The 15,716-nt window shown below is 65.1% G+C and carries 11 protein-coding genes and 1 pseudogene; 9 read left to right on the forward strand and 3 right to left on the reverse strand.

Annotated features, from left to right (window positions below; translation table 11 throughout):
* A pseudogene (locus RM96_RS39765) lies at positions 1 to 121 on the forward strand (LysE family translocator); the annotation flags it as partial.
* Here RM96_RS39765 and RM96_RS01335 read toward each other — a convergent pair.
* Positions 105 to 647 (reverse strand): hypoxanthine-guanine phosphoribosyltransferase, encoded by a 543-nt coding sequence (locus RM96_RS01335; RefSeq protein ID WP_039006865.1) that lies wholly within the window; start codon positions 645 to 647, stop codon positions 105 to 107. The pseudogene RM96_RS39765 and the gene RM96_RS01335 sit on opposite strands and share 17 nt — an antisense overlap.
* A 35-nt stretch (positions 648 to 682) precedes the next feature.
* On the reverse strand, positions 683 to 2,077 hold the full coding sequence (ffh, locus tag RM96_RS01340) for a signal recognition particle protein (protein WP_039006871.1): 1,395 nt from the start codon (positions 2,075 to 2,077) through the stop codon (positions 683 to 685).
* Between the two features lie 84 nt (positions 2,078 to 2,161).
* Here ffh and RM96_RS01345 point away from each other — a divergent pair, with 84 nt between their 5' ends.
* The 8 genes from RM96_RS01345 (at position 2,162) to RM96_RS01380 (ending at position 14,586) form a co-directional block, all read left to right on the forward strand.
* Positions 2,162 to 3,121, forward strand: a complete 960-nt coding sequence (locus RM96_RS01345) for a cytochrome C assembly family protein (RefSeq protein WP_039006873.1) — start codon at positions 2,162 to 2,164, stop codon at positions 3,119 to 3,121.
* Positions 3,122 to 3,125: 4 nt separating this feature from the next.
* A complete protein-coding gene (locus tag RM96_RS01350; RefSeq protein WP_039006875.1) occupies positions 3,126 to 3,383 on the forward strand; it encodes a PP0621 family protein in 258 nt (85 codons plus the stop codon).
* Complete coding sequence (locus tag RM96_RS01355) at positions 3,380 to 5,446, forward strand: sensor histidine kinase (RefSeq protein ID WP_039006877.1); 2,067 nt, start codon at positions 3,380 to 3,382, stop codon at positions 5,444 to 5,446. The genes RM96_RS01350 and RM96_RS01355 overlap by 4 nt, the downstream gene beginning before the upstream one ends.
* 50 nt (positions 5,447 to 5,496) lie before the next feature.
* On the forward strand, positions 5,497 to 7,161 hold the full coding sequence (locus RM96_RS01360; RefSeq protein WP_039006879.1) for a sigma-54-dependent transcriptional regulator: 1,665 nt from the start codon (positions 5,497 to 5,499) through the stop codon (positions 7,159 to 7,161).
* The gene (gene ampD, locus RM96_RS01365; RefSeq protein WP_039006882.1) at positions 7,154 to 7,777 is read left to right on the forward strand and encodes a 1,6-anhydro-N-acetylmuramyl-L-alanine amidase AmpD; all 624 of its coding nucleotides are present in this window, start codon (positions 7,154 to 7,156) and stop codon (positions 7,775 to 7,777) included. Before RM96_RS01360 ends, ampD begins: the two co-directional genes overlap by 8 nt.
* A 517-nt stretch (positions 7,778 to 8,294) precedes the next feature.
* Complete coding sequence (locus tag RM96_RS01370; RefSeq protein WP_039006883.1) at positions 8,295 to 11,240, forward strand: ribonucleoside-diphosphate reductase subunit alpha; 2,946 nt, start codon at positions 8,295 to 8,297, stop codon at positions 11,238 to 11,240.
* Between the two features lie 146 nt (positions 11,241 to 11,386).
* Positions 11,387 to 12,571, forward strand: coding sequence for a ribonucleotide-diphosphate reductase subunit beta (locus tag RM96_RS01375; RefSeq protein WP_039006885.1), 1,185 nt, complete (start codon positions 11,387 to 11,389; stop codon positions 12,569 to 12,571).
* Between the two features lie 671 nt (positions 12,572 to 13,242).
* Positions 13,243 to 14,586, forward strand: coding sequence for an MFS transporter (locus RM96_RS01380; RefSeq protein WP_039006887.1), 1,344 nt, complete (start codon positions 13,243 to 13,245; stop codon positions 14,584 to 14,586).
* 464 nt (positions 14,587 to 15,050) lie between these two features.
* Here the strand turns inward: RM96_RS01380 and RM96_RS40765 are convergent, their stop codons facing one another.
* On the reverse strand, positions 15,051 to 15,263 hold the full coding sequence (locus tag RM96_RS40765) for a SymE family type I addiction module toxin (protein ID WP_082016380.1): 213 nt from the start codon (positions 15,261 to 15,263) through the stop codon (positions 15,051 to 15,053).
* Positions 15,264 to 15,716 lie beyond the last annotated feature (453 nt).

Consider the following 15,716-nt stretch of genomic DNA (forward strand, 5'->3'; position numbering starts at 1 on the left):
GTTGTGCGGATCGGCGCTGCGGCGCTGGCTGGCGCGCCCGCGGGTGCTGCGCGCCTTCAACGTGGGGATGGCCGCGCTGCTGCTGGCCTCCCTCTGGCCGATTCTTAACGCAGGGCCCTGATGGTGCCCAGGTTGCGCCAGTAGCCCTTGGCGTCCATGCCGCAGCCAAAGACGTAGCGGTCCGGCACGGTAAAGCCGCAGTAGTCCGGATGCATGGGCTTGGACTTGGTGAGCGTCTTTTCGCACAGCACGGCGGCGTGGAATTCCTTCGCGCCCATGGCCATGATGCGCTCGCGGATGGCCGCCATGGTCTCGCCTTCGTCCAGGATGTCGTCGAGCACCAGCACCACGCGATCCTTGACCGATTCGCGCGGCGCCACGCGCCACTGCATTTCGCCGCCGACGGTCTTGTTGTTGTAGCGCGACAGGTGGATGTAGTCGAACTCCAGCGGGAACGCCAGCTTGGGCAGCAGCATGCCGGTGAACACCACCGCGCCGCCCATCACCGATAGCACCAGCGGGAAAGCGTCGCCCATCTTGGCGGTGATCTCCGCCGCCATGCGGTCCAGCGATGCCTGGACTTCCTCGGCGGAAACGATTTCTTCAGAGTTGGCCCACAGCTCGCGGGCCTGTTCGGCGCTCATCATGATGTCTGTCCTGTTCTTTTGCGGGGAGGGAGGCTTCAGCGGTTGAAGAGGCCCTTCATGCCGCCCTTCATCGCGCCCATCTGGCGCATCATCTTCATCATGCCGCCGCCCTTGAGCTTTTTCATCATGCCCTGCATCTGGTCGAACTGATTCAGCAGGCGGTTGACTTCCTGCACCGGCACGCCGGCGCCCGCGGCAATGCGGCGCTTGCGGCTGGCCTTGATCAGCTCGGGCTTGGCGCGCTCGGCCGCCGTCATGCTGTTGATGATGCCTTCCATGCGGGCCACCTGCTTCTCGGCCTGGTCCATGTTGGCGCCCTGCGCCTGCTGGGCGAACTGCGCCGGCAGCTTGTCCACCAGGCTGCCCAGGCCGCCCATCTTCTTCATCTGGCCGATCTGCGCCTTGAAGTCTTCCAGGTCGAAGCCGCCCGTCTTCTTGATCTTCTTGGCCAGCTTCTCGGCCGCTTCCATGTCCACGCCGCGCTGGGCTTCTTCCACCAGCGCGAGGATGTCGCCCATGCCCAGGATGCGCTGGGCCATGCGGTCGGGATAGAAGGGCTCCAGGCCGTCGAGCTTTTCGCCCACGCCCACGAACTTGATCGGGCGCCCGGTGATATGACGCACCGACAGCGCCGCGCCACCGCGCGCATCGCCGTCCAGCTTGGTCAGCACCACGCCAGTCAGCGGCAGGGCGTCATTGAACGCCTTGGCGGTGTTGACCGCGTCCTGGCCGAGCATGGCGTCGACCACGAACAGGGTTTCGGCAGGCTTGAGCTCGGCGTGCAGCGCGGCGATTTCCTGCATCATCAGCTCGTCGATACCCAGGCGGCCGGCCGTATCGACGATCAGCACGTCGTGATAGTGCTTGCGGGCCCAGTCCACCGCCGCGCGGGCGATGTCGACCGGCTTCTGCTCGGGCTGCGACGGGAAGAAGTCGGCGCCGACCTGCTCGGAAACAGTCTTGAGCTGGGCGATAGCGGCCGGGCGGTACACGTCGCACGAGACCGTCAGGACCTTCTTCTTCTTGTTTTCCTTGAGCCACTTGGCCAGCTTGCCCACCGTGGTGGTCTTGCCGGCACCCTGCAGGCCGGCCATCAGGATGATGGCGGGCGGCTGCACGGCCAGGTTCAGCTCGGCTTCCTTGTTGTTGCCGCTGGCGGCGTCGGCGCCGCCGATCACGGCGGTCAGCTCGCGCTGGACCACGCCGACCAGCGCCTGGCCAGGGGTCAGGCTGCTGACCACCTCCTCGCCCATCGCCTTTTCCTTCACGCGGGCGACGAATTCGCGGACCACCGGCAGCGCCACGTCGGCTTCGAGCATGGCAAGGCGCACTTCGCGCAGCATCTCGGCAGTATTGGCCTCGGTCAGACGGGCCTCGCCGCGCATGGTCTTGACGACCCGCGCCAGGCGTTGAGTGAGATTGTCCAGCATGGCAGAAATGAGGGGGAGGAGTGGGGCTCGGACGCGGTGTCACCGGGGCGCCACCGGGAAGTGGCACTAAGGTAAACTGCGTAAATGGCCATTGTACTGTATGCCTTGACGGCACTTCTCTATTGCGGCCTGGCCTTGCACGGCTGGGCCACGCGCAATCCACGGCTGGCGTCCGCCGGTGGCCAGGCGGGCCAGGTTGGCAGTGGGGCATCCGCCGTGCTGATCGCTGGCGGCCCCGGACATAACGGCGCGAGCGGCGGCGGGACGCGCGGCGAAAACCAGCCCGCCTGGTGGCATCTGCTGATGGTGGCGGCGCTGGCCAGCCACGGCATGCTGCTGCACGAAACCATCTTCCCGGCCGACCGCATGATGTTCGGCTTCGCCTTTGCGCTGTCGGCCATGCTGTGGCTGGGCGTGGGCATCTACTGGATCGAGAGCTTCTTCTTCTCGCTCGCCGGCCTCGGCCTGATCGTGATCCCGGTGGCCCTGCTGGCCAGCCTGATGCCGCTCGCGTTCCCGGGCTCGCAGATCCTGGGCTATGCCGCGCGGCCGCTGTTCAAGCTGCATTTCATTATCGCCAACGTGGCCTACGGGCTGTTCACGCTGGCGGCCTTCCACGCCTTCCTGATGATCCTGGCCGAACGCCGCCTGCACGGCTTCAAGCGCGCGCCGGCTGCCAGGGGCCAGGGCGCCGGGGAGGACGGGCAATGGCTGGGGCGCTGGCTGGACCTGCTGCCGCCGCTGCTGACCCTGGAAAAACTGCTGTTCCGCCTGATCGGCGCCGGGTTTGTGCTCCTCACGCTGACCATCGTGTCAGGGTCCCTGTTCTCCGAGCAGCTGTTCGGGCGGGCCTTCCGCCTCGACCACAAGACGGTGTTCGCGCTGATCTCGTGGGCGATGTTCGGCGGCATCCTGGTCGGGCGCCTGTTCTATGGCTGGCGCGGCAAGGTCGCGCTGCGCTGGGTGATCGCCTCGTTCGGCATCCTGCTGCTGGCCTATGTCGGCAGCCGGTTCGTGATTGAAGTGGTCCTGCACCGTATCTGAACCCATGGCACGCATTCTTATCCTCCTCGCCGTGGTGCTGGGCGTTTTCTGGTGGCTGCGCTCGCGCGCCGAAGCCCGGCGCCATTCGGCCCCGCGCCGGAGTGCCGAAGCGCCGCGCGCGCCGGCGGCCACCCACCCTGAAGCGATGGTGCAGTGCGCCCACTGCGGCGTGCACCTGCCGCAAAGCGAAGCCATCGCCTGGCGCGGCCTGCACTACTGCCGCCGCAGCCATCTCCCCGACGACAGCGGCGCGCATTCATGACGCAGCGGCCGTCGAGCTGGTCCCGGCTCAACGCGTGGCACGGCCTCGCGCAGTTGTGGCGCCAGCCCGAGCCGCCTGAGTTCCACTGGCGCCTGCTGCGCTACTTCTGCTGGACCCGGTTCGCCATCGGCCTGATGCTGGCCGGCTACGGCCTGATGCAGCGCGGCGAGTCCGGGCTGGCCGTCACCGGCCACAACGTCGGCGTGATGACGCTGGCCGTGCCTTATCTCGGCATCGCGCTGGCCATGGCCATCGGCACGCTGTGGCGCCGCCGCTTCCACCTGCGGGTGCGGATGCAGGTGCTGGCCGACCTGGCCCTGCTCGGGCTGCTCTACCAGATCCTGTCGGGCAGCGGCCATGCTGATGGCCTGGCCATGATCTTCCTGTTGCCGGCGCTCGAAGCCGGCGCGCTGACCAGCCTGCTGTTCGCCCTGTTCGCCGCGGCGGTGTCGGCGCTGGTGGTGATGAGCCACCCGTTCATGCAGACCATCCTGCTGCGCCAGGCGGATGCCGGCCTGCTGGGCTCGGGCCTGTACGGCCTGGTCTTCATGATCGCCGCGCTGCTGATGTATATGCTGGCCAACCGCCAGATCGCGCAGGAGCGGCTGGCGCTGGTGCGCGAGCAGGAGCTGCGGCTGCAGCAGCTGGTCAACCGGCTGATGGTCAACGACATGCAGGACGGCGTGATGCTGGTGCGCGCCAACGGCTCCGTGGTGGCGGCCAACCCCGCGGCCGTGGTGCTGCTGGGCGTGCAGCCGCACGAGCGCATCTACTCGCGCAGTGCCCGCGAAGGCGAGCGCGCACAAGCGGACGCGAAGGAGGGCGGCGAGAGCGCGCTGTTCGACCTGCGCCGCATCCCGCGCCTGCAGCCGCTGATGGAAATGCTGCGCGACTGGCTGCGCAGCAATGACGATGTGCCGCGCATCCTGCAACTGTTGCCGATCGTGTCGCGCCCCATGCCGGCCGGCGGCGGCACGCTCCACACGCGGCTGCGCCTGCGCTTCGTGCTGCCCGGTCTGGCCGGCCTGCGCTCCACGCTTGGCAGCGCCGGCACCGTGCCGGAAGTGCTTGACACCGCCGGCTGGAACGAGCTCTCGCCCGAGGCCGCCGCCCGCCTGCGCCTGGCTATTGCCCAGAATGAAGCCATGGCCTGGTCGCCCGATGACGAAGCCCTGCTGCGCAGCGAGATGCGCGACACCGTGCTGGTCCATATCGAAAGCTGGGAACGCATCGCCGAACAGGTCCAGCAGGAAAAGCTCGCCGCCATGGGCCGGCTGGTGGCCAGCGTGGCGCACCAGATCCGCAATCCGCTGGCGGCGATCAGCCAGGCCAGCGAGCTGCTGGCCGATACCGCCCGCCATGGCGGCGGTGCAGGCACAACGGACGGAGACTTCGACATCGACGCGCGCCTGCTGCGCATCATCAGCGACAACGTCAGGCGGCTCGACCAGGTGGTGTCGGACGTGCTGCAGATGTCGCGCCGCCCGCGCACCGGCCACAGCGCCGTGCACCTCGCGCAGGCGCTGCCCGAGATCGTGGAGCGCTGGCGCCTGGAAATGCGCTCGCGCCACCCGCGCGCCGGCGAGACGCGCCCGGCCGGCCGTGCCGACATCAATGCCAACGCGATCCGGCTGACCGTGGACGTGGCGCAGCCGGTCATCTTCGATGCCTCGCAGCTCCAGCAGGTGCTGGGCAACCTGCTCGACAACGCCTGGCGCTACTGCAGCCGCCTGCCCGGCTCGATCCGGCTGCTGGCCCATGCGCTGGACCAGCACCACGCCGAGCTGATCGTCTGGAACGACGGCGCCGAGGTCTCGCGCGAGCATCAGCGCAGCCTGTTCGAGCCGTTCTTCACCAGCAACGCGCAGGGGACCGGCCTGGGCCTGTTCATGGCGCGCGAGCTGTGCGGCGCCAATGACGCGCAGGTCCGCTACGGCACCATTGCGCTGGAGGGTTTGCTGGAGCGCACCGGACAGCTCGTCCCGACCGCGCGCGATACACTGCCGGCCAAGGCCTTCGTGCTGACGCTGCGCATCGAAACCTCCGACGCCGCGGCGGCATGACCGCCATGCCCGCATTTTCCTGACCGACAGAACAAACCGACGCCGCCTTCATGCCACCCAGAACGCCCGGCCCCGATCCGATCCTCGTCATCGACGACGAAGCCGACCTGCGCGAACTGCTCGACATCTCCATCCGGCGCATGGGGCATGACGTGGTGATGGCCGGCTCGCTGGCCGAGGCGCGCGAGAAGCTCGCGGAGGCCCGCTACAGCCTGGTGCTGACCGACATGCGGCTGGGCGACGGCCTGGGCATCGAGATCGTGCGCCAGCTGTCGGCCGCGCCGGAGCGCGTGCCGGTGGCCGTCATCACCGCCTACGGCAGCGCCGACAACGCCGTGGAGGCGCTCAAGGCCGGCGCGTTCGACTACATCGCCAAGCCGGTCTCGCTCGACCAGTTGCGCAGCCTGGTGCTGAACGCACTGGGCCGCCAGCAGCGCGAAGGCGCCGATGCCGCCGCCGCGGCCGAGGCGAGCCAGGCGGCCGATCGCGCGGCGGGCCTGTTGCCCGGCCATTCCACCGCGATGGTGGAAGTGCGCCGCTCGCTGTCACGCCTGGCCCGCAGCATGGCGCCGGTGGTGATCAGCGGCGAATCCGGCAGCGGCAAGGAGCGCGCCGCGCGCGCCATCCACGCCACCAGCGCGCGCGCCTCGCACCCGTTCGTGGCGGTGAACTGCGGCGCGATTCCGGAAAACCTGATGGAGTCCGAGTTCTTCGGCTACGTGAAGGGCGCGTTCACCGGCGCGGACGGCGAGCGCGGCGGCTTCTTCCAGGCCGCCAACGGCGGCACATTGCTGCTCGACGAAGTGGCCGACCTGCCGTTGCCGATGCAGGTCAAGCTGCTGCGCGCGCTGCAGGAGCGCCGCGTGCGCAAGATCGGCGCCAGCCGCGAAGACGCTGTCGATGTGCGCGTGATGTGCGCCAGCCACAAGGACCTGGCGAACATGGTGGCCACCGGCCAGTTCCGGCAGGACTTGTTCTACCGCCTCAACGTGCTGGAACTGCGCATGCCCACGCTGCGCGAGCGCACCGAGGACATCCCCGTGCTGGCGCGCGCCATCCTGGAACACCTGGCCGTGCGCTACGGCGACCCGCGTCCCAAGGGGCTGTCGAAGGCCGCGCTGGACCGGCTCACGGTCTACCCGTTCCCGGGCAACGTGCGCGAACTGGAAAACCTGCTGGAGCGCGCCTACGCCTTTGCCGAGGAAGAGGAGATCCAGGTTGCCGACCTGGGCCCGCTCGACGCCGGCATGGAACGCGCCGGCCGCTGGCAGCCGCCGTCGCCTCCGGCTCCGCCCGCCGGGTCGCCGGTCGGCTACTACACGCCGTGGTCCGGCGGCACGGTCTGGCCGCCCATGCCGCCGGCGGCAATACCGGCAGGGCTGGTGCCGATGCCGGCCGAGCCTGCGCCCGCTCCCGTACCGGCGGCTGAAACCGCGGAGCCCAGCGACCCGGCCGATCGCGCCTGCCGCGGCATCGTCTTCCCGATCGACCTGACCGCGAAGCTGGAAGCCGTGGAACGCGAGCTGATCCTGCAGGCGCTGGCCCAGACGGGATTCAACCGCACGGCGGCGGCGCCGCTGCTGGGGCTGAACCTGCGCCAGCTGCGCTACCGCATCCAGCAACTGGGCATCCGTGAAGGACGCGACGATCCTCAGGATGCCGGCGATCCCCCCGGCCGCGACGACCGGGCCACCGACGAGGGACGCGATGCCTGACGGCAAGCGAACCGGCCACAAGCCCCACGGCGGGCCCGACTACACCCCGGACGCCTCCGGCTGGGTGGGCGCGGCCCGGCGCGTGCCGTCGCCCAACTTCGACGAGCGGCCGGCGGGCATGCCGGTCGACCTGGTCGTGCTGCACAACATCAGCCTGCCGCCGGGCCAGTTCGGCAGCGGCAATATCGAAGCCTTCTTCCAGAACCGGCTCGATCCCGACCGCCACCCGTTCTTCGCCACTATCCACCAGGTGCAGGTGTCCGCGCACTTCCTCGTCACGCGCGAGGGCGAGCTGGTTCAGTTCGTCTCCTGCGCGCAACGGGCGTGGCATGCCGGGCTGTCGGACTTCTTCGGCCGCGCCCGCTGCAACGACTTCTCGATCGGCATCGAGATCGAGGGCTGCGACGACCTGCCGTTCACGCCGGCCCAGTACGACACCGTGGCAGGGCTGGTGCGCGCCCTGCTCCAGGCGTATCCGATCGGCGCCATCGCCGGCCACAGCGACATCGCGCCGGGCCGCAAGACCGACCCGGGCCCGCATTTCGACTGGGACCGATTCGCCCGGCTCGCGGACGTGCCGCCAGACCTGTTACCCTACCGTCCCTCGCGCGACTGAGGTGCCGGCCAGGCGTCCACAACGGTGCGGCGCGCATTATGTCGGTGCGATGTCACATGCGAATTCCCGACGGTGGCATGGGGCTATCGGACGCCTCCGGAAGATAAAAAAAATTTCCAGAAATGTGCGTTTGCGAACAGCGGGGCGCGATCCCTTGTCACAGCGCGGTTCCCGGGAATGTGGCGCTGCCGCACGTGTCATCGGCGTGTCGCAACCCTGCTTGTCAAGACTGGTGTTTCGATTTCGTTTCACTATACTTGGGCCAGTTTCTCGCAGTGACCACTATATCTAGTAGTTGAACCGGGGAGCCGGCCCAGATGTGAGGGGGGCTGTCGCAGCAGTTGCGATAGTCGTTAAAACCCTGACATGCGGCCGGCGCATCACAAGAGTCCCTGGCGAAATGTTTGCAAAAGGCAGTCAATCCCGCCGCGCCACCACCCGCGACAGGATGCTTTCTCCGCCGCATTTCGCCAGGGACTCTTTTGTCTCTTATTTCAGGGTAAAAACAGGAGTTCTCATGCAAACGGCCCAGAACGAATTCACCACGGGCGCGAGCGGCGCCGCCGGTATCGCCACCGCGCAGCAGACCCCCGCCACCAATGCCGGCAATACGAACTACCAGGATTACAAGATCATCCGCCGCAATGGCTCCGTTGTGGCGTTCGAGCCGTCCAAGATCAACGTTGCCATGACCAAGGCCTTCCTCGCCGTGAACGGTGGGCAGGGCGCCGCTTCCGCGCGTGTGCGCGAAGTGGTGGAGCAACTGACGCAGAACGTCGTGCGCGCACTGCTGCGCAGCCGCCCCAGCGGCGGCACCTTCCATATCGAAGACGTGCAGGACCACGTGGAACTGGCGCTGATGCGCTCGGGCGAGCATGAAGTGGCCCGCGCCTACGTGCTGTACCGCGAAAAGCGCAAGGACGAACGCGCCCAGGCCAGCGCGCAGGCCGTGGCCCGCGTGCAGGAAGGCGGCTTCTCGGTCAACGTGACCGACGCCGGCGTGACGCACGTGCTGGACATCGCCGCACTGCACGCCCTGATCGACAACGCCTGCAGCGGCCTGGGCGACGCCGTCAGCGCCGAGCCGATCCTGAAGGAAACCCTGAAGAACCTGTACGACGGCGTGCCGATGACGCAGGTCTACGACTCGGCCATCCTGGCCGCGCGTACCCTGATCGAAAAGGACCCGGCCTACAGCCAGGTCACCGCCCGTATCCTGCTGCACACCATCCGCAAGGAAATCCTGGGCGCCGAAGTCACCCAGGCCGAGATGTCCTCGCGCTACGCCGAGTACTTCCCCAAGTTCATCGCGCGCGGCATCGAAGCCGAGCTGCTCGACGAAAAGCTGGCCACCTTCGACCTGGCCCGCCTGGGCGCCGCGCTGGACGCCCAGCGCGACTTCCAGTTCAACTACCTGGGCCTGCAGACCCTGTATGACCGCTACTTCCTGCATGTGGACGAAGTCCGCATTGAAATGCCGCAGGCCTTCTTCATGCGCGTGGCAATGGGCCTGTCGCTCAATGAAGCCGACCGCGAAGCGCGCGCCATCGAGTTCTACCAGCTGCTGTCGTCGTTCGACTTCATGTCGTCCACGCCGACCCTGTTCAACTCGGGCACCCGCCGCTCGCAGCTCTCGTCGTGCTACCTGACCACCGTTTCGGACGACCTGGAAGGCATCTACGAAGCCCTGAAGGAAAACGCGCTGCTGTCGAAGTTCGCCGGCGGCCTGGGCAATGACTGGACCAACGTGCGCGCACTCGGCTCGCACATCAAGGGCACCAACGGCAAGTCGCAAGGCGTGGTGCCGTTCCTGAAGGTGGTCAACGACACCGCCGTGGCGGTGAACCAGGGCGGCAAGCGCAAGGGCGCCGTCTGCGCCTACCTGGAAACGTGGCACCTGGACATCGAAGAATTCCTGGAACTGCGCAAGAACACCGGCGACGACCGCCGCCGCACCCACGACATGAACACGGCCAACTGGATTCCGGACCTGTTCATGAAGCGCGTGATGGAAGCCGGCGAATGGACCCTGTTCTCGCCCGCCACCTGCCCGGACCTGCATGACAAGGTCGGCAAGGAATTCGAAAAGGCCTACCTGGGCTACGAAGCCAAGGCCGCCAGTGGCGAACTGAAGCTGTTCAAGAAGCTGCCGGCGCTGCAACTGTGGCGCAAGATGCTGGGCATGCTGTTCGAAACCGGCCACCCGTGGATCACCTTCAAGGATCCTTGCAACATCCGCAGCCCGCAGCAGCACGTTGGCGTTGTCCACAGCTCCAACCTGTGCACGGAAATCACGCTCAACACCAATGAGAGCGAGATCGCCGTCTGCAACCTGGGCTCGGTCAACCTGGTCGCGCACCTGAAGCAGCAGGCCGACGGCACCCAGGTGCTGGATCACGCCAAGCTGCAGAAGACCGTGCGCACCGCCATGCGCATGCTCGACAACGTGATCGACATCAACTACTACGCGGTTGACAAGGCGCGCAATTCCAACCTGCGCCACCGTCCGGTCGGCATGGGCATCATGGGTTTCCAGGACTGCCTGCACGTACTGCGCACCCCGTACGCCAGCGACGCCGCCGTGAAGTTTGCCGATACGTCGATGGAAGCCGTGTGCTACTACGCCTACCAAGCCTCCACCGAGCTGGCCGAAGAGCGTGGCCGCTACGAGACCTACACCGGCTCGCTGTGGGACCGCGGCATCCTGCCGCAGGACTCGCTCAAGCTGCTGGCTGAAGAGCGCGGCGGCTACCTGGAAGTCGATCACTCGTCGACGATGGACTGGGACAGCCTGCGCGCCCGCATCAAGCAGCACGGCATGCGCAACTCGAACTGCATCGCGATCGCCCCGACCGCGACCATCTCGAACATCATCGGCGTGTCGGCCTGCATCGAACCGACCTTCCAGAACCTGTACGTCAAGTCCAACCTGTCGGGCGAGTTCACCGTGGTCAACGACTACCTGGTGCGCGACCTGAAGGCACGCGGCCTGTGGGACGAAGTGATGGTTGCCGACCTGAAGTACTTCGACGGCTCGCTGTCGCGCATCGACCGCATTCCGCAAGACCTGCGCGACATCTACGCCACCGCGTTCGAAGTCGAGCCGACCTGGCTGGTGGAAGCCGCCAGCCGCCGCCAGAAGTGGATCGACCAGGCCCAGTCGCTGAACATCTACATGGCCGGCGCCTCGGGCAAGAAGCTGGACGACACCTATAAGCTGGCCTGGCTGCGCGGCCTGAAGACCACCTACTACCTGCGCACCATGGCAGCCACGCACGTGGAGAAGTCCACCGTGTCGCGCGGCTCGCTGAACGCCGTGTCGTCGGGCAGCGACGGCGGCGTGTCCGCTTCGGGCATCGACCAGGCCGCCGCATCGGCCCCGGCCATGCCGGAAGCCGAAGGCGCCGTCTGCACGATGCGCCCGGGCGACCCCGGTTTCGAAGAGTGCGAAGCCTGCCAGTAATCACGAAGTAACCATCTACCCCGGGGTTTGCTCCCCTCTCCCGCCTGAGGGAGAGGGGCCGGGGGAGAGGGTCGGCGCCACCACGAAGTGACAAGTCAAAACCTGACCACCCGCCGCCCCCAAATCGAATCACGGAGAATCACATCATGCTGAGCTGGGACGACGACGTTCAAGCCACCCCGCAAGCTGCCCCGCAGCCTGCCCCGCAACCCGCTGCCACCACGGCCGACCAACAAGGCGTACTGCCCCCGGCAGCCACGCAAGCCGCCGGCATCCTCGGCAACCACCCGAACGCCGCCGCCGTGCAAAGCAACCGCCGCGTGAACGCCGCCGACAAGCGCGTCATCAACGGCTCCACCGACGTCAACCAGCTGGTGCCGTTCAAGTACAAGTGGGCCTGGGAAAAGTACCTGGCCGGCTGCGCCAACCACTGGATGCCGCAGGAAATCAACATGTCGCGCGACATCGCGCTGTGGAAAGACCCGAACGGCCTGACCGAAGACGAGCGCCGCATCATCAAGCGCAACCTCGGCTTCTTTGTCACCGCCGACTCGCTGGCCGCCAACAATATCGTGCTGGGCACCTACCGCCAGATCACCGCGCCGGAATGCCGCCAGTACCTGCTGCGCCAGGCCTTTGAAGAGGCCATCCACACCCACGCCTACCAGTACATCGTGGAGTCCCTCGGCCTGAACGAAGCCGAGATCTTCAACGCGTACCACGAAGTGCAGTCGATCCGCGACAAGGACGAGTTCCTGATCCCGTTCATCGACACGCTGACCGACCCGTCGTTCAAGACCGGCACGCCGGAGAACGACCAGAAGCTGCTGAAGTCGCTGATCGTGTTCGCCTGCATCATGGAAGGGCTGTTCTTCTACGTGGGCTTCACGCAGATCCTGGCGATGGGGCGGCAGAACAAGATGACTGGGGCTGCCGAGCAGTATCAGTACATCCTGCGCGATGAGTCGCTGCACTGCAATTTTGGTATTGACCTGATCAACCAGATCAAGCTGGAGAATCCGCATCTGTGGACGGTGGAGTTCAAGGCTGAGATTACGGAGTTGTTCAAGAAGGCGGTGGACCTGGAGTATCGCTACGCTGAGGACACCATGCCGCGTGGGGTGTTGGGGCTGAATGCGCCGATGTTCAAGGGTTACCTCCGCTTCATTTGCAACCGCCGTTGCCAGCAGATTGGGCTGGATCAGTTGTTCCCGAATGAGGAGAATCCGTTCCCGTGGATGTCTGAGATGATCGATCTGAAGAAGGAGAGGAACTTCTTTGAGACTCGGGTTATTGAGTATCAGACGGGTGGGGCGTTGAGCTGGGATTGAGGGGAAGAAGCGCCGAGCGCCAGAAGAGTTGCCTTTTTTGACAGTAGGTTTGCCTTTGCAATGACATCATAGTGCCATTCAGCACATCGCCAGAATTGGCGATTGCAAGAGACTATTCGAGAGGGCGGAAGGTGCGACGATCGTATTGATCGTCGCATTTTTTTTTGCGCAGTCCGGGGAGAAGACAACGACGCCGCACAAGCATACGGATAGGTCGGGCTTGGCCTCCCAAATGGAGAAGGCGCTCCTTGCCAGGAAGAGAAAAAGTCCAACAGACGCACCTTGCAAAAATCGGGGTGCCCATAGATTGAGCCCGGCTTTGACATTGGATAGTTGGCGGCCTTGGGTTCAATAGAACGACGAGCCCGATCATCGCTTTCCCTTAGCGTCCCGGATTATCAAAATATTGTCCCGCCAAGTTAAATGTACGCGCGGCAATTTCGCATACTGCCGGACTAGGCGTGGCAGCGCGCATCAAGCAAGCCCCTGCGTAGAAGCAAGCCATCGTGTCGGGCAGAAGACGGCCAGGCGGCGGCAACGTCGAAATTTCTCTGCAAGTCTGCAGGGTGGAAGCAATAGCGTCGTCAGAGCGAAACCCGACAGGGTTCCGATAGGTGAGTTGGCATACATCATAAGGGCTTTCAATATGGAGGCCCTCACAGGAGACACTCATGGCATCGCATTTCGCTGATCCACAGCAAAGCCGCGGCGAGGACGATTATCTCGTTAGTCGGAAGCAAGCCTGGTTCGCCTTCGCGATGACCTTCGCCTTGATGCTGTTCGACTACATTGACCGCCAGGTCATCGTGTCATTGTTTCCGCACCTGAAGTCGGCATGGAGCTTGTCGGACAAGCAACTTGGCGCTCTCGTATCCGTCATCTCAGTAGTCGTCGCGCTGGGTGCCATTCCGGTCGCGCTGCTGGCTGACCGGGTCAGCCGGGTCAAGAGTGTTGTCGTTATGGCCACGGTGTGGAGCCTGGCAACGATCTCCTGCATGTTCACTCGGAACTATTCGCAATTGCTCGCCGTACGTGCCATGGTGGGGGTTGGTGAATCCGGGTATGGCTCTGTGGGGGCCGCACTGATTGCGAGCCTGTTTCCGCAGCGGCTGCGCTCGATGCTGCTAGGCGCTTTCTTCGCTGCCGGCTCGGTGGGCGCCGTGCTCGGCGTAGTACTGGGAGGGGCGATCACGGCACGCTGGGGCTGGCAGGCTGCATTCGGTCTGGTGGGTGCGCCCGGCCTCGTGCTGGCCATCCTCTATCTGCTGGTGGCGGACTACAAGACCGTCGCGCTGTCGTCTGAACCGGTTCACCGGCACCAGCCTGCGCGGACCTTCTTCATCCAGATGGTGACGGCCCTTTCAGGATCTCGCACACTATGGTGGACTTGCGTCGGCGCCGCGCTCCAACTTGTTGTCGTTTCCACCATCTGGGCGTGGTTGCCTAGCTACTTCAATCGCTTCCATGGGGCCCTGGTAGATCAGGCAGCCATGCAGGCGGCTCTGATCGTGCTGTGCGGATCAGTGGGTGCCTTCTTTTGGGGTGTCGTGGCAGACATGTTTGCGGTACAGCGACCGCGCAACAAAATTAAGGTGATGGCTACGCTGTGCGTGGTGACAGTGCTGGTGTTCCTGGCCGCCTTCAGCGGTGCCGACTCGCGCAATCAGCAGTTCATCCTGATCGCCATCGGAGGATTCCTGATGACTTGCACTGTTGGGCCGGCCTCAGGGGTGGTGCTGGATGTAGTCCATCCGGGGGTGCGCTCCACGGGGGCTGCATTGCTATCGCTGTTTCAGAACCTGTTCGGGCTCGCAGTCGGGCCAATCGTGGGCGGTGCAATCTCAGACGCCTGGGGGCTGCAGGCTGCGCTCGCAATCATGCCCACGTTTGGCCTTGTCGCCGCGCTATGTTTCCTGCGGGCGGCACGCAGCTACGAGTCAGATATGGGCAAAGTCGCAGTCAGTATGCGGGGGAGCGCATCGCCAACAGGATCGGAAGCCACGGCCACGGCATGACGCTTCCAGCAGCCACGCACAGTGCTCGCTGCGATCGACGTGTTCAATAAGGAAATCGCGGCAGTCGCACGAACGCTGCCCGATTTCGGCCTGTTTGATAGGCAATGCCCGACCTTCCTGCACCAGACCTTCGTCGAATGGGTGGCACAGACCATCAACAAATCGGCTTTTCAGAGGAAAGCTGGCTTCCGGCACGAGCCGTTGAGCCGGGCATTCTTGTCCGGCTTCGTACCAGGAATCGAACTGCGTCACCGCCGCCGAAACGGGTTACCTTGGAAGCCCCAGGTTCCCGAGGAGTGGCGAACCGCGCTTCCTCAAGGCGTTGAGGCAGATGCACGACTGGCTGAAGGCTGCGGAGAGGGCATAAGGCTGGGTCAACAGCGAGTGGCCGCCATTTCAGCCTTCTCCGCGATTTGTCAGCCCGCTCACGGATATTTCAAACGGATCGGCATAGCCATGTGCGGCTATTCGGCGAAGATAACAATTTGCCCTGGTCGGACCTCGATCCTCGCAATCCGCCCAATAGTAAGACCCGCCTTCTCCAACCAGATTCCCTTCAATCTGATCCACGGAACCGCTCGGAGACCGGTGAACCCGTTTCTATCGCTTGGCGTAACCGGGAAGTGAGTGAGCCCTGTCGTGAGAGTGCGAACGTGCGGCAAGAATGCTTCTGTCATGGCGGTTCGAATGGAAGTCACCGCAAGCTGTCCGGGTGCGGTAAAGCCGCTGCGAGCGTGTGTTTAGCACTTGACGAGACGAAGCCAACACGCAGGCTATAGCATCAGCAATTCGCTATAGATGCACGCCTGGGAAGCAACGCCGATCTTTAGGACGGCATCGCGCCTTGTGGCGAGGCGCCGCCCGGCACGGCCAGATTGATGGCTCCTTATGCCTGGGTGGTCGATGCCTAACATTCACCCTAGGGCCGGTGCGCTAGCGCCGTCGCCTCAACTTGCTCCGCTCACTGCCGTTAAGACGCCTGCCATACCAGCCGCAACCGCTTTCCAAATTCTACGCAAACCTACGCATAGTCTCTGGCGCGCGGGAATCACCCCCGGGTAGCGATCCTTTGCCAACACACCGCTGCCGGTACTCCGGCAGACGCATTGAATTTACATTGGCGCCTCCGT

This window comes from Cupriavidus sp. IDO (assembly GCF_000812465.1).
Lineage (GTDB): Bacteria > Pseudomonadota > Gammaproteobacteria > Burkholderiales > Burkholderiaceae > Cupriavidus.